Source organism: Legionella moravica DSM 19234 (assembly GCF_000423305.1).
Taxonomy (GTDB): domain Bacteria; phylum Pseudomonadota; class Gammaproteobacteria; order Legionellales; family Legionellaceae; genus Legionella; species Legionella moravica.
The window spans coordinates 47,144-69,683 of record NZ_AUHS01000021.1 but is presented as its reverse complement, the minus strand read 5'-3'; the positions used below and the strand labels follow the sequence as shown (position 1 = coordinate 69,683).

The following is a 22,540-nucleotide window of genomic DNA, read 5'->3' as shown; positions in this document are numbered from 1 at the left end:
ATTTAAATATTGACGAGGCATATCTTTAAGGACATCTATGGGGCAACTCCCTTCCCTAGACTTACTAAAATACCTTATTCCTCAGATGCCGCATCAAACATTTTTATTGGATAGGGATAAACATATATTAAGTTGCTCCTTGCTCCAAAAGGTTTGTTTTGGACTTCCCCTAACACCCATGGAAGATTCAGCCCAATTAGAAACTCTACCCTTTTTCAAATCATACCCTGAAGTGTTTTCATTATGGGAAGAACATATTAATTTGATATTAAATGCAAAAATTTCAGCACAGGTAGAGTTATTGAGCTGGGATTTGAATAAGAACTTAGTCATGCAGCAATTTTCATTCATACCAATAATAGAGAATAAACGGATAATTGCTCTATTTGGTACGGTTCCTATTCGCCAACAACACACCTTATTTCATTCCTCTGAAATTTCGTTTGAAACCATACTTACTAGTCTCCCTGGTCACGTATATTGGAAGGACAAAGAAGGCCGATATCTCGGTTGTAATAGTTTGCAAGCTTATGATCTCAACCTAAATTCTGTTGATGAGATTATTGGAAAAACAGATTATGACTTCTCTCCAAAAGAAAATGCAGATCAATTTCGTGTCATAGATCAAAAAGTCATGTTAGAGGGTAAAGAAATTGAAGTTGAAGAAGAAATTTTTATAAAGGGACGCCCCATTATAGTACTTACTCGTAAAATACCCCTGTTTACTCAAGATGGTGCAATAATTGGGATATTAGGCATTTCTTTTGATATTTCTGACAGAAAAACCCAAGAATTAGAACTCCAGGATGCTAAAAATCGTGCAGAGATCGCCAATATAGCTAAAACGGAATTTCTAAATAATATGCGCCACGACATTAGAACCCCCCTTTCTGGCATTGTTGGATTTTCAGAAATACTAAAAACAGAGTCAAGGGAAGAGCGAATTAAAGAGTATGCTGATAATTTAATTGCATCCAGTCATGCACTGCTTTCATTGCTTGATGAAGTATTAGAGGCAGTTCGAGTGAGCGCGGGTGATATTCCTATCATTAAAAGAAAATTTAATCTCTATGAATCCATGGAGCATGTTGTAGCCCTCTATCGTGCCAAATCACAAGAGAAACAATTAAAACTGCATTTAGAACTGGACACCCAATTACCTCAATACGTTATTGGCGATAAAATCCGATTTCATCGTATCGTCTTGGAACTCGTAGGTAATGCACTTAATTTCACTGATTCAGGGTTCGTTACCATTAATTTGACCTTAGCTCGCGAAACAGAACGACAATTCATCATTCAATTAAAAATAATTGACTCAGGAATTGGTATACCGAAGGACAGACAGGATGAGATTTATATACAATTTAAAAGATTAACTCCCTCGTATCAAGGCACATATAAAGGTGTTGGTCTGGGACTTTATGTAGTAAAGCAATTTATAGATGAAATGGACGGGGAAATTTACGTAGATAGCGAACCTCGTAAAGGAACAGTATTTACTTGTATAGTTCCTCTACAAAAACCACTCTTAAGCGATACACAGGAAGCTGAAGATCAACAGCAAATCAGAACAGATGTAAGTTACATGACTCCCATTTCTCATCAAACGATAATACCTTCTCCAATAAGTGAAAATATTCCGAAAACAAAAGTTCTTATTGTGGAAGACAATGTAATTGCGCAAACTGTAGCAAAAACTCTTCTTAAATCAATGAATTGTGAGGTGGAAATAGCTTCAAATGGACTATCTTCTATTGAATTATTTAAAAAACACACATTTGACTTGATTTTCATGGACATCGGTTTAGGTGAGGGAATGGACGGCTACGAAGTAACACACCACATCCGAAATAAAACCACTACAACAAAACACGTACCCATTATAGCACTCACTGCCCATGGCGGTGATGAGAGCAAACAACGTTGCATCGAAGCAGGAATGGACGCGGTTTTAACCAAACCGCTAACTCAGGCTCATGCCATAGATATTCTTAAATCGTTCATACCAGAGCGGCATGAAACGCCAACTGTTGATCTCTCCAAAGCAAGAAAAGACTTGCCTGACAGTGATGATGAGATGTTTCAATTAAATCAGTTCCCCATCTTAAACAGTGACGAAGCATTGAAAAACTGTGGAACTATTGAGATGTTAAAAGAGTTATTAACCTTAATGACTCAGGAACTTCCTGCTGATTTGGAACGTATGAAAAATGCCTTCAAGGCTCTTGATTATCCACTGGTTGAAAAAACCGCCCATAAAATAAAAGGTGGCGCGGTTTATGTAGGAACCATTCGCATGAAATACGCCTGTCAGTATGTTGAACGCTACTGGAAAACTGGGCAACGTGAATTATTTGATGCACTCTATCATCAGGCAGTAAGTACTATAGAAGAAACCATCACCTATATTGAGGGCTGGCTGCAAAGGAATACGCCATGAATAAAAAATTGTTTCATGCGCTCGAGCGCGAGTGTTTAATTTATTTATCCAAAAAAGAGGTGACGCAAGAACTGCTTCGCCCGTTGATTAATGAATTTCTTTCCACACAACCAGAGCATCTACTGTTAATCCTGACCAAAGAAGAACAAACAACTGATGCAGTCAGTGATGTAATCGCCCATCAATTCACCGATACCCATGATATTTTAATTCATCGAGTGATACACCACCTTAACGACCTGCTTTATGAAACCATCAAGCCTTATTATTTCCAGAATAAATGCTAATAAAAGTCCACTCATCTCGCTATGACAAAAACCATTAGGAGTCAGTTGATGTATTCTCTTTCTTTAACTGTTCCTGTTTTCTTAAATAAATTTCCTGCCTATTCACAGTCACCTGTTTAGGCGCATCAATTCCCAGTTTGAAATTTCCAGGTTCATGGGTTTTAAAAGGGGTAATCACCACCTTTTGATTGTTCTCCAACGTTATAATTAACTCAGATTCAAACGCTACTGTTCTTATTTCCATATTGGTTTACTCGTTCTAGTTCAAAATAATTGCAAAAAAAGCACCGGTTATACTACAGAAACCATCGGAGTCCTATGGGTAGAAGCAGGAAAAAATGGAGGTTCTTTTTTTATTGCATAAAACCCATTGACGCTTGGCTTAACAACATCAAACGATTCCTGCACCTCTTCTGGTTGAACCACATCAATTTGTTCCAGGCGAATAATCTGTTGTTCCTGCCTGTCTAAAAGCTTGCGATACCTCTGATTACTTTCTTCTAATTGTTTTGTAACTACAGAGAGTTTGCGTTCGGCTTCGCATATTCGCTCCGCTACCTGATCAAAGCTCTTTTCTTTATTATTTAGAAATTCATTGAGCCTTGATTGAAATGCCGTTCGTTGCTGTTCATCTGCTATGACCGTTTTTGATAGAGCTTCAACGGTGCTTCTCAGAACAAGGACAAGTGTTTGTGCCTGGTCAACCTCTTTACTCATTTGTTCTTTCACTGCATCAAGTTCTGTAATTTTATCAGCCAACTTATTTTGATTGTCTTGATACTCCTGAGCAACCTGTTTTAATTTTTTTTGAGTTTCGTCTAAAACCTGAGACTGTTCCTCAATAGAGCCTTTAAGCGTTTTGGCAGTCAATTCGAGTTCAATCTGAGTTGCACGCAGTGCCTTTTCGGTATCATTCAATTCACTGATTTGTGACTTTAATGTTTTAATTTGCTCACAAAACTGTTGAACACTCTCGGTTAGACGTTCATTTTCTTTCTGAAATGCATCAATTTCAATAGCCAGTTGTTCGCGCAAGAGGTCTAAAATTGAAATAACCGTATCCAGAAGCTCAACAAGACTTGAAATTCATGCATTTAATTGTTCGCTATTGTCTGTATTTTGACTCTGATGATTATCAAGAAGGAAACTGCTTGCTGTATAAACAATTGCTGTAACAATACTGAGTGTAATGAGGGCTGCAAGATTTGCCATGAGCCCAATCAATAAAAGAGGCACGGTAAGCACAGCACCTGCTGTAATTTTTTGCCATAAAGGGATTTTATCCCACAAATTGGCAGCCCTCGATAATAGACTTGGATTTTGGTTCATCGCTTGAATCAATTGATTCAGATCTACCTTGATTTTTTGTATTTTATTTTGAGTCGTTACAATCTTCTCAAAACGTTCTTTATCTTTTTTTGTTTTCTGAGCGAGAGTGTCCTGCTCCATGTGTTCTGATTGATGGATATTAGAAGCCAACTCAAGTTCCACTTTTTGATACGACATGATTCTTCCTTACAACGAATGGGTCATCCATTTTTTTTAAATCGAAATGGTGTCACCTGATTATCAGAGTAAGCTTAAGATAAGCAGGGTGACGGAGAACCTCTTAATTATTGAGTTAATTACCAGTACCTTTTTTACGTATTGGATTGAGGTGTATCTGCGGTTTTTGAAGCAATGAATAAAAACCGTGAAAATAAGGTCTTAAGGTTGCTTATTGAGAGGGGAAATTGATTTTTAATATTCAGAATGTTACTCATTACCACGTTTCCTTAATTTGGTTTGAAACAACAATCAACCGAGCGCTTTTCCTTCGAACGGTTAAATCTTGATCATTCTATCGAATAAATTGTGTTCAGTCATTCTTTTTTTAGTGACTCACTTTTATTGATAATATACAGGCTTTAGGTTATCTGAATGGATGTTTTTTGGGATCCCACCAACCACCAAGCGGTTCGTTTTCATCAAAATACTCATGCACTTTTTTAAAGGAATATTGAGATAATTGTTCATATTCTGATTGGGGTAACAGCATATAGTCTTCTTCATCATCGATAATAGAGTTCAGCATCACTCCGACCAGGTGGCATCCATGCCATTTTGCACGGGTAGTTCGATTTTTTCTTTTGGTGTTTTTATGGCACCGTGCGGCAAAGGACTTCACTTCATCGTTCAAGAAGGCATCTAGGTAATGAAAGGTTTTGTAGGCCAGCTGAACATGGTTTGGGTGACCTGCAAACACGGTCGGTTGTCTATTTCCTGCGGTGATGGAGGCAGTGGTGCAGCCAAAGATGTATCCTAAAAGAAAAATCAGTTCATCTGCGTAATCATCCATGGTGAGATTCCCTACGTTAAACCCCTTACTGATGGCAAAGAGTTCTGGATTAAACTTTTGAGAAAAGAGCTTTTGATTTAAGAGTTCCTGACGGATTAAAAGCAGATGTGGTCCAATCTGCTGACAATTGTCTTCGGTGAGGTAATAATTAATCGTTTTATTAAAGGTGTTCAGTAGTTTTTCGTCTGGTTTTTTAATAGTAAGACGCTCAATATATTTGCGGTATTTTTTATAGGACTCATTGGTTCTAAAATCATAGCCTTCAGGTTTACGTGGCCATTCGCGTACTTCTTCAAGATCAAAGAAATCAAACTCAGTGTCTGACTCTTCCTCGTCAGTTGACTCATCAAGTTCATCACCAAACAAGGAAATGACATTGGTGTTGCCTTGCGCAATTGATTTTATCAGTGGGATTGACAAACCAGTTGGTTTTGGATTGATGTTACCAGGTTTTAATGTGTCCGTGTTTATCGATGGTCTAATTGATTCAGTATTTTTGTCTCGCAGTACGGTACAGCCATCCACTATCGCCTGTGAGAGACTGATATTTTTTTGATGTGCGATTTCTTTTAATGCGTTATAAGCTTCATCACTGATGGTGATGGTACGCAGAGTTTTCTCGACCAGATATTTTTTTTGATTCAGAGCACGATAACAGCGACTAAAAGCTTGAGGATCTACGAATTCATCAAGCCATAATTGAAACAAGCGTACTGTTTCTTCATCATGCGCCGTTTTTTTGAGTTCAGCAAAGGCGTGGATTGCTTTTATTCTCACCGAATTGTTCGTCTCTTCAGTCATGAATCGATTATTTTGAATGGCACGTTCAAAATAGTGATAACAGGATACATAATCATCCCGGGATACTTTGCGTTTTTTATTGGCCATAGTTTATAAAGCTCTATAGTAATTATTGAAGGCAGTTTATTGATATCCATTGAATTTATCAATAGTTGATACATTAGATATGTTTAATTTGGGTTTTACACCTGTTTGTATTTACCATCTGTTGATACATTTCTTTTATCAATTAGCCTCCCGTCCGGGATCTTGGTAAAAAAGGGTTATGCTTAACTTTTAATCTTCAAAATAATGTTCGAATGAAATAGTTAATTACTATTTCATTTAACTATTACTCTCATTGAGTACACTTTCTCCTTGTTCTTAAGTCCTTATCGGTATTGCCTTAATTCAATCTATTCACATGGTTATCCCCTAAAAATGTGGATAAAGGTATGTTCGAATTTTGCCCACCTGCCTTTGATTTTGGAGCTTAGGAGCATTTAATAGTTATGAGCGAAGCGAATTCATTTAAAGCAGTTTAAAAGAAAGGTTTAGATTTGTGCCTCGTCATTCATCGCTCAGTCGCAAAAATAAAAATAACGGAGTATTTTATTAAGAACAATGAGGAACGGAGCGAGCTTGCGAGTGAGTAGTCATTGTTCTTAATAAAATGCGGAGTTATCTTTTATTGCGATTGAGTGATGGGTGATGAGGCAATCGATCTTTAATTATTGCTTTGTTTGTTTTTTTATTTGATTATTGGCCATAGGCCAATTCCTTTTAATAAGATGAAATGATTGATGAGCGTAGCGAATTCCTTATTATTAATTATCCACAGATCATCTTTGTGGATAATATTCAAGAAGGTTTAAACGGGACTATAAGTAAGAGCGGACACTTAAAAGCTATTCTATAAGACACTTAAATATCATTATGACAAAATATATACAGCGGGTTTTATTAAAAATGGTGGTTTATTCCATGTAATTCACATGTTTTTCAGGTAATGAATGCTCTTGTCCTACTCTAATTATAGATAATGATAAAAATCAGGGTTTGTGAGGCATTTTAGTGGTATTGGGGGTATAGAGGAATATCTCTAAAATAACAAAGGTAAGGGTGTTGAAGTAAGTTGCAGCGCCCTACTCCCGCAATTTGTGGCGGCGCTCAAGGGATTCTCTTCGTCTGCGTTCTTTTTCGCGCACCTGCTCTTCAGTTTTCAGCTCAGACTTAAGCATGTCTTTCATCACATCAATGTGGGTTTTAGCATTCCCTTTGGGAGCTATAAAATCAAGAATATTACGTGCGGCAGCCTGAGACTCCTGAGCATTAGCAATAAAGGTGCTTCGCTTCTTATTAAGCCGTTTACGCGCAAGAGCACGCTGTGCAGACAGCGCCTGCAGATTAATATTGCATGCTTTAAAAAAGGCGGGCGTTAGGCACTTCACGGCAGCAAGACCAATAAAACGCTCTTTACCGGCATCCACTTTAACATCAAAACGCTCAATCATTTTTAAATAGCCTGCACGTACCAGTAATTTAATGGCGCGTTGTGCGCGCTTTAAACCAATTCCTGCCTTATCAGCAAGAAATTCGATGGTAAGGGAGCGAAATCCTTCACTTGCATGAGGTACACCCACCCTAAGGCTTGCCAGTTCTGTGTAATGTAATAAGACCTGAGCAATACTTGCCAAAGCTTCACGTGCCTCAGAGCGCTGCTGGCGCGTTGAGTTGCGACGCATACGGATCTCTTTAAAATAGGATGTGGGTAGCCCATAGTAACGCCGCCAGGCATCAATCGCCCAGGTAATTATTTTGGGGCGATCCTTATGTTCCTGTGGCTTTTGAAAAAAACGTGGGGACTCAGGATCATGGCCACACCAGTTACCCTGACGCACCACCCCTGCCCTTCGAGAGCTGTAGTTTGTGTCTGTTGATTTCTTAATGAAATCAATGCAATCCATCACTAACGCACTTTCTTGCATGCGTAAAGTATCCTTAGCGTCTAGCCAATTCGTTGACAAAAAGTTTAAGGAATACTAATATGATAGCTGAATACCCTCAGAAGTATTATGCATATTAGTATCCTATGTTTTTTCTTTATGGCTTGGTTGCAGCCATGCCATAAAGCCCTCTTTTCTTTTATCTATTTATTTACCATTCTTCGTCTTCTATAAATTTTATATTTTTTTTATTATGAATAATATTTCTCTTCTAATTGAGATTTAATATGCACTACAAATTTTAAATGATCAATATCTAAAAAAATATCAGATGATTTTTTTACACCCAAAACTCACATAACATATTGATATTTAAGAATAAATTTATTAACAAAAAAATATAATCTCTACTTTCCCGACACTAAAAAAGAAATACACTCATAAGCACTACGGTAGTGCAATTATGCTTTATTATTTATATTTTTTGATGTAATGTAGTTAGTACAAATCTTAATATTTAGGGGAGTTAATATGGCAATAGAGAATAACAAAGCAAAAATTGTTGTTATTGCAAATAATAAAGGTGGGGTTGGAAAAACTGTGTTAGCGCAACTATTAATTAGTTATGCAGTTACCATATTAGGGTTGCGAGTATTAGCTGTAGATGGTGATGGGCAAGCAAACCTAAGTAAACGAATTGTTAAAGATAATAGACTAGAATTACCTGCAAAATATTTTCCACCAATTCATCCTGAATATGATCCTGAATTGCATCCTAATTGGGATGGTATTTCTAGCCTAGCATCTTTATATATGAAAGATCAGCCTATTGCTGCTTATCCTGCCTATGAATATGAAAACTTAAAAATTATACCAGCCCATAATGAAATCTTGAAAAAAATTGAAGAAAAACAATTTGATAGCAATTTATCATATGATGATTTATATGATATCCCAAGAAAATTTTTTGATCCTGAACGTATGTATCAAGCTGGATTTGATTTGATTATTGCAGATTGCGCTCCGGCCATATCAATAACGTCTGTTGGTCTAATGCGTGCTGCAACTCATACTGTTATGCCGTTTCAACTACAAGAGAAAAGTTGTGAGGGTTTGAATGCAATGCTGCATTGTTTTCATGAACAAAATGATGCAAAACCTAGATCTCAAGCTAGTAAACTTATTGGGTTTCTAGCCAATCAAAAGGCCTGGAATAAAAGGACAGGGCAAGACGACCAGCGTAGTAAATTAGAAGAGAGTGTTTATATCAAGCCTTATTTAATTCCATGTGAATTAAGAGATTCTGGAGATATGTCAAAAGTAGATACGAAAGGAGCTGATTTAGCTATGCCTTTTAATGGACTAAAGAAGAGTTCAACATTAAGAATTGATGCGATTAAAGCATGTAATTATATTTTTGAAAAAATAGGATTCGAAGATCTTATTGCAACCAAAGGATTAGTAACAGAAGAGCTGGAGGAAATGGCATGAGTATGATTTTTGAGAACAGTACAATAGAACGCACAGAAACAATAATAAAAAAACCAAGTTCATCAAATGGTGATGTTACTAGGTCATTAAATTTTGGAAATGTTTCTAAACAAGTAAGTTTTAATGATGGAAATGACGAAGGCTATTATAAAGTTAGGCCAAAAGCTTTAAAACCTAGCGCTCATAATCCTCGTCCAGACTGGGTGATTGATGATGCCTGGTTGGTAAAACATGTTGGTATCGATATGGAGGATATTTTTGAATCTAATATGAACTTGAATTGTTTAGTAAAAATTAATGAAGAAGAAGTTGATGGCAAATTGATTGAATCTATTATATTTCCTCAATTTGAAGAGCTTCTTAACTCTCCCAATATCACTCAAAAAAAAGAATTTGACTTTTTGGTTAATCTTGCAAAAAGCATTAGGGAGACTGGACAAATACAGCCGATCGAAATTGAATCAGACTCTGAAAATAATACATTAGTTGTGCTTGAGGGTCACTTAAGACGTTTGGCTTGTATTCTTGGTCGCATTCCCTATATTAAGGCAATTCGCAATGAAGGCCTTCATAATTTGAGCAGAAGAGATAAGATTGGTCGTCAAATTACTGAAAATAGTTTGAGGACTAATATTAGTGTTCTAGGTAACTTTAAACTTGCCTCTGAAGAAATTAAAGAAAATCCAAAGATAACAGTTAGAGACCTTTCAACTAGATTAAAAATTCAGAAAGATTTAGCTTCCACCTTAATTAAATTAATTTTATATCCAGATAAGTATCATTCATCAATATACTCAGCGTTGGAGTCGGGGCATTTATCAGCCAATAATCTCATTAAAGTGGCGTCATATAATCGACAAGATCGCCAGGAATTATTTATTTATAAGTTGTTAGAAAAAAATATTGAATTACCTGTTCAAATGAAAAAACCCATTCCAAGAGGAACTGATGGCCGCAAAAGATCCGTTGCTTCAATGCAAATTAAAACAATCGACAATTGTGTTAAAGCAGGTAATAAGCTTCTAAGCTGCATACCCGAATTGAAGGATTATTCGACTATTTCAGAAGTTAAGACAGTTGATGATATGGTATCTCTTTTAAAATCATTGGAAGAATTTTTATTGGGAAAAAGTACTGAGGAAAAATAATGTTTCTAGAAAGACCTAAAGAACAAAAGAGTTGTTTAAAAAAACAAAAAAAAATTACTCTTCGCGTCCCAGAAAAATTATGGACATCTATTCAAGAAAAAGCCAAGAAAGAATATTCGGGAAGAGGGAAGCAATCTCAATTAGTAAATGAGGCTTTAGAACACTTTTTTAAAAGTTCATCAGTAGATGATATTAATTGGAATAATTCATCCGATGATTATGTTCTTATTAATTTACTGACTCAAATTAAATTAGGAGCCATGATGAAAAACATTGGTTCTAATCCTGTTCAAGCAAATATTGATATGCATAACATAGAGAAATTAATAGATTTAGAGCTTAACATAAAAAATTCTAGAAAAATGTTGGAAGTACATATTAAACCCGCAATTATTCGGATGGCTTTAAGCCAATGGATGTATGCGGACCGAAAGTTTCTTAAGGATATAGCAAGCGAAGAATAATAGTCCCGTACGGGACAAGTCTTCTATAGCCCATGATGGCAGAGGATTATAGGGGTTTTTAAGTTTTTTTTTGCAAGCAAATAAAAGGCAATTTTATGAATATCTTAGGCAAGGGTATTAATGCAATTGAAGTTGATTTATTAAACTTAAACCATGAAAAGCAAAGTGGAAATATAATGAAAAATATTTCGCTTGCAAAAATTGTTCTTGGTAAATATCAACCTCGCAAACATGGGAAAATTTCAAAAGAGTCTCTTCAAGACTTAGTAGAGTCTATTAAAGAACAAGGCGTCTTACAACCTATTATTGTTAGAGAAATGGATGATGAAAAGTATGAGCTGATAGCTGGTGAGAGAAGATATCTTTCAGCTTTAGAAATTGGTTTAACTGTAATTCCCTGTCTAATAAAAAATGTTAATGAGAGAGAAGCTTTTGCCATTGCATTAATTGAAAACATTCAACGAGAACAGCTAACTTTACTTGAAGAATCTGAATCTTTATTAAAGCTTAAGGATGAGCATTTTTTAAGTGTTGATCAAGTATCCAAAATAATCGGTAAGCCGAGATCTACTGTTGCCAATTTAATTCGTGTTGCATCATTATTAAGCCCTGAATGTAAATTGTTTTGGGAAAATGGGGATGTGGATTATGGCCATATTAGAGCAGCAATTATTTTAGATCATAAATTTCAAAATATTGTAATTCAATATGTTATAGACAAAAAACTCTCTGTTCGAGAAACAGAAAAGTTTATTAAGGAGAAGAAATATCTGGATTTACTTGAGCCTCAGGTTACAAAAATAAATAATAGGCCTCTGGTTTCAAGTGATGACATGAAGATCTTATCCGAAAAATTTTTAAACCTATACAACAAAAATGTAAGAATTAATGCATTAAAGACAGGTCGAATAAGAGTTTTGATGGAATTTGAAAGTATTGAAAGGATTTATGATTATCTTGATATTGAAAATTAAAAATATTTATAAATAAGCAAATCCATCAGTATTGATTTTCAAAGTAGATACTCCCTGGTCAAGTGAAAACGCATGAAACCCGTTTTTGCGCAGTAAATGCACTGCATAATCACTTCTAACGCCACTTTGACAATAAACAAGCAATTTATCCTGTGGAATTTTATTAGATAGCTCAATCATCTGGCTGAAAGGAATATGAAGTTCATCACTAGTTAACTTGACCTTACGATCTTCATTAACTTCTCTAATATCAATGACTTTATAATTTGATAAATCAATTTTTTGAAGTTCCACACTAAAATTTTGAGTTGGCCAAGAAATCGATTTATGATGGCAGCCTGAACAGCGATCTATTTGTGAAAATGGTAACTGTTCTGTCTTTAAGGTATCACTATCAAAAGTAATTATTTTTTGAACTGGGGTGGCGTTTGGATTTACAAAATATTTAATGGCTAATGATGCGGTCATCGATCCAGCTATACCTGTTGTTGGACCTAGAACGCCAGCATCAGAGCAGTTGTTCATTAAAAAAGGTGGTGGTGGTTCAGGAAATATACATCTATAACATCCTTGTTTAATATCAAAAAAAATGATTTGTATTTTATTTTGAAAAATACTTGAGCTAATGAATGGTTTATTCAATTGACAACAAATATCATTAACTAAATAACGAGTTTTAAAATTATCGGAACCATCAATAATTAAATCGTATTGAGGAATAATACTATTTGCAATTTCAATATTTAATTTTGAATTGTATTCAATTAAATTTGTTTCTGAGTTTATGGAGCTTAGTTTTTGGTAAGCAATAGATGATTTGGTGCTCCCAATATCATGTTCGGTATAAAGAATTTGTCTATGTAAATTAGACAGAGTCACAAAATCATAGTCAATAAAACCTACTTTCCCAATGCCACCAGCCACCAAGTACATAAGAGCTGGGGAGCCGATTCCTCCGGCTCCAATTACTAACACAGAAGCCTCAGCTAATTTAAGCTGGTTTTCTTCCCCAAGAAGATTAATTTGTCTACAATAGCGTTCTGATGGCATATATGACTATAAAAATAACGAAAAAATTTATTGAATCTAGAGCATGAACTGAAACTTTAGGTACTTTAAGACCAACATCTGCTCATTGTAGTCTCAAAAGCATTTTATGTCATCAACCTCAGCATTTGTATTTGTAAAGTTGTTAAAAGGGAACGGATGTGATTAACAAAATGTTAGGAAGATTTATCAGGGGAGTTTCGGAGAATATTGGTTTAATTTATTTTTTTATTTTACCAGTATATTTTCCTATCCGAGCACTTGGTGTAGAGCTTAATGCCTATGCTCAAGTGTTGCATGAAAGTAGTAGGCTCATTTTATTTTTTTCACAAATTACAATTCTAATTGCATTTACCAGTATTTTTTTATCATTTTTCATGGACTTCTTAAATAAGAATTATTTTAAAAACAGAGAACATTTGTTTATTCACTGGTATCGTTTTATTGCATCAATCCTTAGTATTATTTTTGTTATTAGTAGTTACTTCGTCTTAAATCCGGCTAATAAGCTCCAGCTTTATTTTTGGAGTGGGGCTCATTATTTCATTATCTCATTTTTTCAGCTTTTAATCAGAGCTGAGTTAAATACATATACAAAAAATCAAAGAATCAGTGTGACCCAGGCTAATAATTACTTCGGTTTTAGTTTGAACCTAGTTGGAATCATTTCAATATTTATTTTTGGATGGTTTTATGAAAATAACGAGTTAACAGTTTATAGTAAATATTGTGTTTATTTAGAAGTCATATTTGTTATTTACTTACTGATTATTCGTGGATATTGGAGGGACTGTTTAAAGATAGTCTTAAAATTTGGGAGATTAGGGGCATTTTCTTATATTATATTGATCACTATAGCATTAATATTTTCTGGTTGTTTATCTTTATTTGTTATGTCTATTGGGGTTCTAGCTCCAATGCTGACAATTGTATTCATAGGCATAATATATAATAATTTTAAAAAATCATTACACACGAATGACCTTAAACTGATAATTAATATTTCATTGGGTTATGGGCTTATTTTAGCAGTGTTTACCGGTTCGGTATTAACTTATTTCTTACACAATCTGCATAGCAGTATTGATTTATTTAATTTTGCATATTCCTCTGAACCTTTTGTTTCTTTAATTTTAGGCGCCATAATGGCCTGGTCACTAGTAAAGAGCCGTACTGAATATTCCCGGATTAAATTATATCAACAAATTTCTTATATAAATTACTTAGTACCATTGGTTTTTTTGATTTTTTATTATTCTTTAATTAGTGAGCAGCATGTGAGTATTTTACTAATAACTATGTTTGGAGTTTTTGCATATATAGAATACATGAGTATGTTTTTTATGCGTCAGGTAGCACAACTTTCGGGTTACAATAATTTTCAAGGCACGCGCTTAGCTAGCTTTAATGTAATTGTGCTTAATGGTTTGTGTCCTTCATTAATCTATCTTTCGGTATACATTTGCTCTCAGTTAACTAACTTATCTTTAGATGCAATGCTTATCAACACGATGATGGGTTTGATAGTAATCTCATTAGCATATAATTCTATATTTAAATACAGGGTTACTTAAATGCAAAAATTATTCCCTTTATTAATTGGTATGCCCTTTACATATAAGTTGGTTGATTTTGAATTGTTAAAAACCAACGATATTGAACCAACATTGGCTTATTTTGAGGGCACAGAGACAGTCGGAAAAGAGAACAGTGTTTATTATAATTCTTTGTGTATAGATGAAATAGCGAAAATCATAGAAAATAATAGGGTTGATGCTATTGTTTGTTTTAATGATAATTTTCTAATTGAAGCAGCTAAGCTCAGAACAAAATATAATATTCCTGGGATTAATTATCCAACAATAGAGAAATATAAAGTCAAATCAGAGATGTACAGACTATTAAGTCCTTATATGATGGTTCCAAAAACATTGGATTATCATGAAGATCTTGCGTATGAAGATATTATTGATTCAATAGGTTACAGTGAGTATTTCATCAAACCAGACAATCTTGCTGGTGCAGAGGGTGGTTATCATATTAAAAGTAAAAATGACTTTATAGTTTGGAAGAGTACTTGCTTTGACTCTAAAATAAAGTTTATTTTGCAAAAATTCTATCCTGAACCCTTGTTTCATTGTGAATTGATAGTAAAAAATGGCGTAGTTAAGTATATTCAGGCACGGAGATATTCTTATCCTAATCATAGGTTTCTAAACGGGAAAATAATTGCCAGTTTCCCTATAGTTGATTTGTCTCTTGAAAAAAAAATAGAGCAAGAATCCATTAAAGTTCAGCAATTACTAGAATATAAAAATGGTGTTATGCATACAGAATTTTTTCTAGATGATTACCAAGAGCCCATTTTCCTAGAAACTAATATTCGCCAAGCAGGTGGTGCTATAAATCTGATTCATAGAAGAAGGGCAGGGATTTCTCTGGAGACCGCTATGGTACTCCTTGAGCTAGATAAAGATATGACGATTAAGCTTAATAATAATGAGGTATATGATTTTTGTGGATACATACCTCTTAAAAAAGGCAAAGTATCACAAATATCCCTACCAAAACTTAAAGGACAATACAATTTTGATTTTCGAGTTCATATTGGTGGTTATTATGACACTCCAAAATCAGCAAGTAATACTGCAGCTTCATTCGTTGGATATAGTTCCGTTTACAGTGATTTAATAGATGATTTTTTCTCTTTAGAAAACAATGATATAATAAAATATGATTAATTCGTTCTATATGGTGCAAAATGGATGATAAACAAGAATTTAATGTATCCTTATCTGAACAGGATATTAATCTTTTTGAAACAGATATTCAGGAAGTTTATGATATATTTGAAAATCCTATTTCCTTGAATTCCATCAGCCTAATTTAAAATGGAAGTTTCTGTTAGCTTTCCTGGAGCGTTAAATCATCTGAGCAATAGTTTTATCGTAAATGATAAAATATATTGGAAAGAACTTCTAAGTGATGTTTTAAAAACTAAATATAAGTATTTATTCGAAGATGATTTGCCAAAAGATTATATATTACTTTATTTAAATGGCATAAAAATAGACACACTGAATTACATTAAATTAACAGATAAGGACTCCTTGAATATTTTATCTGCAATTTCTGGTGGATGATTTTATCATGAGTTTGAGGTTTAGATCTGCTGGTGATACTTTATCCCTGCTTTCAAAATATATAAAGCAAGCTGGAATTTCAAGGCTTGCTGATTTAAGTTATTTAGATGATACATCCGATCTAAAAATATTTTCTGCTATTCGTCCGAATGCAAAATCAATAACTGTCAGCATGGGCAAATCAATACATAAAGATGAGGCCCAGTGTGCAGCATTGATGGAATCTATAGAGACTTATTTTGCAGAAGAAGTTAAACCAGAAATAATTAATGTTTCACAAGAAGATTTGGCTAATAATCATGATTTATTTGTTAATTTAAATAAACAAGACTATGGCGCCACAGTATTAAGTAAGCAAAGTCTTGATTGGTGCCTTGGAAGAACCCTAATATCAAATAAAGAAATATACATACCACATATAGCGTTATCTCTTGATAGTAATTTACTTCTTTCTAAAATATTTGGACAAAATTCCGATGGTATTGCGTCGGGGTCAAATTATAAAGAAGCATTAATTTATAGTTTTTTAGAATTAATAGAAAGAAATTCAACCAAGTTATCCAAAAAAAAACAGCTAGAGCACGTTGAATGCGACATATTCAGATTTACAGATATGAATAAAATAAGTGCCTCGTTTTATTTTTATGAGAATATTTTTAATTTGCCTGTGATTGAAAGTAATATTTTAAATAGTAATCCTCTAAATAATCAGTCTGTAGTAGCTGGTTATAGCTGTCATTTTTCAAAGCATGAGGCGGTTATGAAAGCCTATATTGAGGCAATTCAATCAAAAGTTGGTATTATATCTGGCGCAAGAGATGATTTGGATCAATCTTGTTATAATTTTTTAAAATTAAAGACATTGACTCAAATTCCAGAAAAAATCTATTTCGAAAATCTTAATTCCTCGAACCTTTCTCTGGTACAACAATTCGATCAAATTGTTAAACTTCTAAATTACAACAATAACGACTTAGCTGTATACTCTTACTGTAACGAAGATATATGTATTTTAAAAACTTTCCTAATAAATAATGAATAATAAAAAAAGAGCTATATTTGTTGACTCAACAATTTCTCATGATGAATTATCAGAATATATTCAGGATAGCGATTTATTGTTACCAGCGATTAGAAGAGGGGATATAATCGGAGTTTTACTCAAACACCCAAGCATAGAAATAATAGTTATTGTAGATGGTGTGTTTGAACAACAAGCTAGTGTTACTCATAAAGAGATTTTGTGGGTATTAGAGCAAGGAATAAAAGTAATCGGATTATCTTCTCTGGGGGCTCTTCGGGCATATGAGCTTCGTAATTATGGGATGTTAGGATCTGGGAAGGTTTTTGAAGATTATCTATCAGGTGTATTAGATGGGGATGATGAAGTTGCAATTTCATATTTTCCCTCTACCCATGGTTTTGATAAAACCATTGCTATGGTGAACATTAGAGCCACATTAGAAAAGTTACACTTATGTGACAATAATTTAATCTGTAAATTAAGGAAAATTCACTTTAAAAAACGAAATTGGTTGACACTAAAAGCTGCTGTTCCAGAAGCAATTTTTGTTCAATTAAAAGCGCACTACATAGATCAAAAAAAGAAAGATGTGCTTTTATATTTTCAAAAAAATCATCAATCAATCAAAAGTGAAATCCCTATCGTGCATAGTTCAAAAAATATCTATATTATCAGGGATCTAGCAAATAAAATGTATCCTACTCTTATAGATTATTTAGAAAAAAATCTACAGAGCATGACATCAATCCCGATACAATCAGCGACCCCATTCTTAGAAAAGATAGCACACGATATTGTTATTTATTTAGAGTATAAGAAAAATCATACTCATAAAATTACCTATATATTAAATGAATTAGATTCTTTTAGTTACAAACAAACAAGACTTAAAATTGTTTCGGATAAAATTAGACGTGAACAAAAACTATTTTTATCATCCGACTTTATTAAATTTTTAGATAAAAAAAAGATATCCAAGAGTAATTTGACGGCAATTTTTGACGGCATTTTAAAATTAGAATCATATTTCCTTTCCAATGGTCATTTATTTAATACTTTATAATTTTTTTTATATGATATGGAAAAACACCCTGATAAAAATAATGAATTCAATGGAAATTCCAGGTTTTTATATTTTGATATTTCGTCCATGAGATAATTGTCTTTATTAAAGAATAGTTCTTCTTGATTGTTTTCAGATGAAGAGTTGATATTCCAACGATGAATTAAATTAATATTTAAATTATCAGCGCATTTATGGAGTATTGTATTTACTGCAACTTTGGAAGAGTAGATCTTTTCACAAGTATTTTCAAAAGCTGATTTAATTTCAGAAGACAATTTATTTAAGTTAGAGATTTGATTTGGTTTGAATAAAAAATCTTCTTTATTAAGAGAATAATACACTGTTTCATTTGACTCAAAAGGTGACAATTTATGTGGCGTCATAAAAATGGGAATCGTTTCAGATTTAAAAATGTCAATATATGCTTCTCTAAAGAGGCTTATTGGTGCGTTTGATTCATTAGATGTTGGTAAATAAGCGGGTTGATCTCCACAGGCTACGAAAAATAAATATCGAATTACTTCCTTAATAAATCCATTATTAGTTATTTTATTATCCAAATTAATGGTATTTAGAAGATAGTCATACAATAAAATATTTCTCTTAAAAATATGATCATTATTGGCAACAGAATTTAAATAATCTACAAACATAGGTGATTTATACGCTTTTTCTTCCCATGTTTTAGGAAATGAAAGTAATTTAGCTTTCCATGAAGGATTAATATGATCACTGATTTGTTTTAAAACAAAAAATTGTTCATCGAAATTATTGGGAACGGAGCATGTTAGATTATATTTTTTTTGTAACCATGAATGTCTCTTTTTATCGCTGAATTTATTCATTAATAAAAAGGAATTCCTTATACCTGCTGTCATTTTAAGTATGTCAGATGGCTCATATAGGTAATTATTTTTTAAAAATTTAGTATATGGGAAAATTTGCCCTGGTTTATATATTTTCCATGGTGATGTTCGTTCATTAAACTCCATATACATTTCAAAATTGTTTTCATAGACCATGCAGAATGGCATTGTTGGAGATTTTTTTAAATCGGGGAAATAAAAATACGATTCATCACCTATCTGGCTGCCATAATTATAGCTTAGGATAGTTAATTCCGATGGAACTAAGTTAATATCATTTTCAATAATTTGATGTAAAGATGGGTTTAGTCTAGCCACATCCTGTTTCACATCTTCCCAGGAAACTGTAATTGATCCGCGTGCTGTCATAGTAATCTTTAGTGTAAATTTAGGTTAATCTCATTAAAATACACTTTTGTCGAAAAAAAATCGAGTAAAATGTTGAATCATGAATTGCTATGCGTTAATATCTTCATAGGTTTTAAAAAAAACACCGAGAGAACGGTCGCCAAACAGTAACTCTCGGTGTATTCGGGCATAAGACAGAATGCCATGGTGAAAATCATAACATATAGATTGAGCCATTGCATTCATTAGACAAGGAAATTATGGATGATAGCTCAATACAATATTCTTTACACAATCTTCGTTAAAAATAATCCAATAGAACAATTTGTTTAATTTGATGGCAACAGCCAATTAACAATTAATAATGGATCTTTAAGATGTGTAATGAAATTTCAATTATAAATAAACTTCAAGCAGTCGTATGCTTCAATAAAGCTAGAATAGATGTAGAGCGCCCATTTATTGGATTCCCTTATGGTCCCGCATTATTAATTAAGTCTCTTATTAATTTGGCAGATCCAGCAACGGGCATCGTTTATGATGTTTCCTATCATGATATTGCTAAGCTAATTGAAATTAACTCCGCACCAGGAAGAAAAGAAAGTGGTACGCCATCCAAACAAACTATTCGTAATTACATCAAATCAATTGAGAGGGAATGCGGGGAATATTTTAAAGTGGTTTCCGAAGGTCAATCCCTCAAATTCCTTTTTCCTCAACTACCTAAAATTTTTAGTAAAATCTTTGAAAACACGGAAGTTAACACACTAACAAACCCAGTCAACAATCAAGAAAACATTGACGAAAAGGTTGTTTTTGATGAGGAAGTTAACATAGAACTTAACACAGAAGTTAACATACCTAACCCCTGTGTAAAGAAGTTATTTATTAATATAAATAACAATACAAACAACAACAACTTAGGCGAGGAAATTGGGAATAAAAATTTAAAACAACTCATATCGCCAAATTTCTACCCCAGCCAAAAAACAATTGCACGAGCAATTGCATCAGGCTACGGCTTTGCAACTGACAGCAACATCATCCAAGAATTCATTGACAAAAACACTGCATGGGGAAGTACTTTTGCTGACTTCAACCCCATTTATTTAAGTTTTCTTGCTAAACATGCCGAACGCAAACAACAAGAGCCCATGATATCAAACACTCAGACAAGGAGTACAAACAATGAGCGTGCATCCCCTAAAGTCAATTCTTATGACGCAGCCTTGGAGACAGTCGCAAGATTCAACCAGAACGCCTGCAAACCTTCAACAGAAGAGTTATTCCCAACCTCAAAAGTCATCAGCGCCGAACTTGAGTACAGACCATGTGTCCTGGCTTTGGATGGAACTCACCAAAATCTACGGCACTTTGTTTCTAACTAAATTTGGTACGCATGACAACGGCACTTGGTTTGACACATTAAAAGGCTTAACGCCTAAAGCTCTGGAGAGCGGAATGGAACGATTAAGAAACTTATCGGGCAATGGAAAGTTTGCTGAGTACCCACCTAATTGCTTGCAATTCAAAGCACTATGTATGGCTTTTTATGATGATTTAAAACTGCCGAAAGCATCCGATGCCTATTGGGAGTTCAAGAATAGCGTTCGCAAGGCGATTCCACGCTGGAGTCATCCAGTGATTGAATTCGTAGCAAAAAAAATGCCTTTTGATTTCTTCTCAATTGATGATGATGGCGAAGCTTATAGGAAATTTAAAGATAAGTATGAGCAAGTATGTCATTTGATTCAACAAGGCCATGAGCTCCCTAAAATAGAGGCGCCACATCGAATCAAACCAGCCCGAAATATTGAGGTAGGGGATGGGTACTTAAACCAAATCAAACAACACATAGGAGCGTAACTCAATGAGAACCTTGACTGAAGACTTACTGACCATGCTGCAACAATGCGCCAACAAGCTTTTATTAGCGTATGACGAAACCCTAAGACCTGACGTCTGGGAGGCTTTTGAAAAGACAGCCGATGCATGCGAAACCCTTGCGTTTCAACAGAATTCAAATCCATCAATGACTATTCATTAATAAAAAAAGGAAAAAAACAAATGCTCATTTTAACCAGGAGAATAGGAGAAGCTCTGATGATTGGTGACGAGGTCAATATCACCGTCTTAGGCGTTAAAGGCAATCAAGTGCGCTTTGGTATTAATGCACCATTATCCATTTCCGTACATCGTGAAGAGATTTATCTGAAATTAAAAAAAGAGAAAGAGCAGGGTGGTTTTTATATAAAGCCTATACATGTTAACAATAATGCCAATAAGAGCCATTAATTAAGAAAAAATACAGTGAACTAATAACAACAATACTTAAAGGAATAATGATGAGCGTAACAAGAGTAGGGCTTAAGACAGCAATCCAATATACTGTAATAGCTTGTGCTGTATCAACATTAATAGGCTGTGCCGCAACCCAAACAGCACTAGAGCACCATACTTTAGAGGCGAATACTAAATTAAGTAAAACCATCTTTCTCGATCCCGTTGCGCCGTCACAAAAAACGGTGTTTGTCTCCGTAAAAAACACCTCAGAAGAGAGCTTGGCGATTGAGAAACCGCTGGCTCAAGCATTAACTGAACGCGGCTATCGCGTTGTTACTAATCCCGCACAAGCCCATTACATGATTCAAGCAAACATTCGTAAAGTTGGAAAAATGAGTCACTCTGCCTCTGAAAATGCACTCGGTGGCGGTTATGGCTCGGCTTTAGCAGGAGCAGCAACTGGGGCTGCCATTGGTTCCTTTGGAAACTCCAATACCATGCTGGGCGGTGGAATTGCAGGGGGGCTTGTAGGACTGGCTGCAGATTCCTTAGTAAAAGATGTTAATTACACTGTGGTGACTGATGTTCAAATTTCTGAACGAGTTGGAAAAGGAGTCACGGTGCAGGAGCATTTTACTTCGGCACTTGAAAATGGAACCTCATCAGGCACGTATCAAACTTCGAGTAATCAAACTAACTATAAGCATTATCGAACTCGAGTGGTATCCGATGCCAATAAAGTGAACCTGTCTTTTAAAGACGCACGTCCTGTTCTAGAGCAAGGATTAGTGAGGACCTTATCAGGCATTTTCTAATCTAAATCCAATGGACTGCCAATGCGCTTAAGTATTGGCAGATAAAAAATCAATGAAATAAAAAATTGCGCTTTTTG

25 protein-coding genes are annotated in these 22,540 nt (G+C 34.4%); 17 read left to right on the top strand and 8 right to left on the bottom strand.

Translation table 11 applies throughout. From position 1 onward, the window contains the following. Positions 1–37 precede the first annotated feature (37 nt). Both G543_RS17295 and G543_RS0106705 read left to right on the top strand, forming a co-directional pair. Positions 38–2,443 carry a response regulator gene (locus tag G543_RS17295; protein ID WP_035921604.1) on the top strand — a complete coding sequence of 802 codons (2,406 nt, stop codon included), beginning with the start codon at positions 38–40 and terminating at the stop codon, positions 2,441–2,443. Next, on the top strand, positions 2,440–2,730 hold the full coding sequence (locus G543_RS0106705; RefSeq protein WP_028383847.1) for a hypothetical protein: 291 nt from the start codon (positions 2,440–2,442) through the stop codon (positions 2,728–2,730). Before G543_RS17295 ends, G543_RS0106705 begins: the two co-directional genes overlap by 4 nt. Before the next feature lie 34 nt (positions 2,731–2,764). Here the strand turns inward: G543_RS0106705 and G543_RS0106700 are convergent, their stop codons facing one another. The 6 genes from G543_RS0106700 to G543_RS18360 all read right to left on the bottom strand — a co-directional run bounded on the left by G543_RS0106700 (position 2,765) and on the right by G543_RS18360 (position 7,836). Continuing rightward, positions 2,765–2,974: a carbon storage regulator gene (locus G543_RS0106700; RefSeq protein ID WP_028383846.1), complete on the bottom strand. Its 210-nt coding sequence runs from the start codon at positions 2,972–2,974 to the stop codon at positions 2,765–2,767. Between the two features lie 47 nt (positions 2,975–3,021). After that, a complete protein-coding gene (locus G543_RS19325) occupies positions 3,022–3,765 on the bottom strand; it encodes a hypothetical protein (protein ID WP_238584676.1) in 744 nt (247 codons plus the stop codon). A gap of 51 nt (positions 3,766–3,816) precedes the next feature. Next, positions 3,817–4,236, bottom strand: coding sequence for a hypothetical protein (locus G543_RS19320; RefSeq protein ID WP_238584675.1), 420 nt, complete (start codon positions 4,234–4,236; stop codon positions 3,817–3,819). A gap of 134 nt (positions 4,237–4,370) precedes the next feature. Then, positions 4,371–4,493 (bottom strand): hypothetical protein, encoded by a 123-nt coding sequence (locus G543_RS19420; protein WP_274519369.1) that lies wholly within the window; start codon positions 4,491–4,493, stop codon positions 4,371–4,373. Positions 4,494–4,642: 149 nt separating this feature from the next. After that, on the bottom strand, positions 4,643–5,956 hold the full coding sequence (locus tag G543_RS0106685) for a DUF7168 domain-containing protein (RefSeq protein ID WP_028383845.1): 1,314 nt from the start codon (positions 5,954–5,956) through the stop codon (positions 4,643–4,645). Positions 5,957–6,993: 1,037 nt separating this feature from the next. Beyond that, on the bottom strand, positions 6,994–7,836 hold the full coding sequence (locus G543_RS18360; protein WP_028383844.1) for a hypothetical protein: 843 nt from the start codon (positions 7,834–7,836) through the stop codon (positions 6,994–6,996). A 489-nt stretch (positions 7,837–8,325) separates the two neighbouring features. On the opposite strand from G543_RS18360, the gene G543_RS0106675 reads away from it, so the two are divergent. The 4 genes from G543_RS0106675 to G543_RS17280 all read left to right on the top strand — a co-directional run bounded on the left by G543_RS0106675 (position 8,326) and on the right by G543_RS17280 (position 11,871). Further along, positions 8,326–9,285, top strand: coding sequence for a ParA family protein (locus G543_RS0106675; RefSeq protein WP_028383843.1), 960 nt, complete (start codon positions 8,326–8,328; stop codon positions 9,283–9,285). Next, the gene (locus G543_RS0106670) at positions 9,282–10,433 is read left to right on the top strand and encodes a ParB N-terminal domain-containing protein (RefSeq protein ID WP_028383842.1); all 1,152 of its coding nucleotides are present in this window, start codon (positions 9,282–9,284) and stop codon (positions 10,431–10,433) included. The genes G543_RS0106675 and G543_RS0106670 overlap by 4 nt, the downstream gene beginning before the upstream one ends. Further along, positions 10,433–10,897 (top strand): hypothetical protein, encoded by a 465-nt coding sequence (locus tag G543_RS0106665; RefSeq protein WP_028383841.1) that lies wholly within the window; start codon positions 10,433–10,435, stop codon positions 10,895–10,897. The genes G543_RS0106670 and G543_RS0106665 overlap by 1 nt, the downstream gene beginning before the upstream one ends. 95 nt (positions 10,898–10,992) lie before the next feature. Next, complete coding sequence (locus tag G543_RS17280) at positions 10,993–11,871, top strand: ParB/RepB/Spo0J family partition protein (RefSeq protein ID WP_051190616.1); 879 nt, start codon at positions 10,993–10,995, stop codon at positions 11,869–11,871. A gap of 6 nt (positions 11,872–11,877) precedes the next feature. On the opposite strand, the gene G543_RS17275 is transcribed toward G543_RS17280, so the two are convergent. Continuing rightward, positions 11,878–12,921 carry a HesA/MoeB/ThiF family protein gene (locus tag G543_RS17275; protein ID WP_051190615.1) on the bottom strand — a complete coding sequence of 348 codons (1,044 nt, stop codon included), beginning with the start codon at positions 12,919–12,921 and terminating at the stop codon, positions 11,878–11,880. A 158-nt stretch (positions 12,922–13,079) separates the two neighbouring features. Here G543_RS17275 and G543_RS0106650 point away from each other — a divergent pair, with 158 nt between their 5' ends. Genes G543_RS0106650 through G543_RS18355 form a run of 6 tightly spaced genes read left to right on the top strand, consistent with a single transcriptional unit; the run spans position 13,080 to position 18,148 of the window. Continuing rightward, on the top strand, positions 13,080–14,492 hold the full coding sequence (locus tag G543_RS0106650) for a hypothetical protein (protein ID WP_028383840.1): 1,413 nt from the start codon (positions 13,080–13,082) through the stop codon (positions 14,490–14,492). Beyond that, entirely contained in the window at positions 14,493–15,659 is a 1,167-nt protein-coding gene (locus tag G543_RS0106645; RefSeq protein WP_028383839.1) for an ATP-grasp domain-containing protein, read from the top strand. A 20-nt stretch (positions 15,660–15,679) separates the two neighbouring features. Next, positions 15,680–15,808, top strand: coding sequence for a hypothetical protein (locus G543_RS19415; protein WP_255466126.1), 129 nt, complete (start codon positions 15,680–15,682; stop codon positions 15,806–15,808). A 1-nt stretch (position 15,809) separates the two neighbouring features. Beyond that, on the top strand, positions 15,810–16,061 hold the full coding sequence (locus G543_RS0106635) for a MoaD/ThiS family protein (protein ID WP_028383838.1): 252 nt from the start codon (positions 15,810–15,812) through the stop codon (positions 16,059–16,061). Further along, positions 16,054–17,103, top strand: a complete 1,050-nt coding sequence (locus G543_RS0106630) for a YcaO-like family protein (protein ID WP_028383837.1) — start codon at positions 16,054–16,056, stop codon at positions 17,101–17,103. The genes G543_RS0106635 and G543_RS0106630 overlap by 8 nt, the downstream gene beginning before the upstream one ends. Continuing rightward, positions 17,096–18,148, top strand: coding sequence for a TfuA-like protein (locus G543_RS18355; RefSeq protein WP_028383836.1), 1,053 nt, complete (start codon positions 17,096–17,098; stop codon positions 18,146–18,148). Before G543_RS0106630 ends, G543_RS18355 begins: the two co-directional genes overlap by 8 nt. Here the strand turns inward: G543_RS18355 and G543_RS0106620 are convergent. Further along, complete coding sequence (locus tag G543_RS0106620) at positions 18,127–19,386, bottom strand: hypothetical protein (RefSeq protein ID WP_028383835.1); 1,260 nt, start codon at positions 19,384–19,386, stop codon at positions 18,127–18,129. The two genes, G543_RS18355 and G543_RS0106620, sit on opposite strands and share 22 nt — an antisense overlap. A 356-nt stretch (positions 19,387–19,742) precedes the next feature. Here G543_RS0106620 and G543_RS0106610 point away from each other — a divergent pair, with 356 nt between their 5' ends. The 5 genes from G543_RS0106610 (at position 19,743) to G543_RS0106590 (ending at position 22,463) form a co-directional block, all read left to right on the top strand. Then, complete coding sequence (locus tag G543_RS0106610; protein WP_051190614.1) at positions 19,743–20,753, top strand: hypothetical protein; 1,011 nt, start codon at positions 19,743–19,745, stop codon at positions 20,751–20,753. Positions 20,754–20,826: 73 nt separating this feature from the next. Next, the gene (locus G543_RS0106605) at positions 20,827–21,231 is read left to right on the top strand and encodes a hypothetical protein (protein WP_242602581.1); all 405 of its coding nucleotides are present in this window, start codon (positions 20,827–20,829) and stop codon (positions 21,229–21,231) included. Positions 21,232–21,235: 4 nt separating this feature from the next. Beyond that, positions 21,236–21,412 carry a hypothetical protein gene (locus tag G543_RS18960; protein ID WP_155824912.1) on the top strand — a complete coding sequence of 59 codons (177 nt, stop codon included), beginning with the start codon at positions 21,236–21,238 and terminating at the stop codon, positions 21,410–21,412. A gap of 20 nt (positions 21,413–21,432) precedes the next feature. After that, positions 21,433–21,660, top strand: coding sequence for a carbon storage regulator CsrA (gene csrA, locus G543_RS0106595; protein ID WP_028383832.1), 228 nt, complete (start codon positions 21,433–21,435; stop codon positions 21,658–21,660). 50 nt (positions 21,661–21,710) lie between these two features. Further along, positions 21,711–22,463, top strand: a complete 753-nt coding sequence (locus G543_RS0106590; protein ID WP_028383831.1) for a complement resistance protein TraT — start codon at positions 21,711–21,713, stop codon at positions 22,461–22,463. Positions 22,464–22,540: the final 77 nt, after the last annotated feature.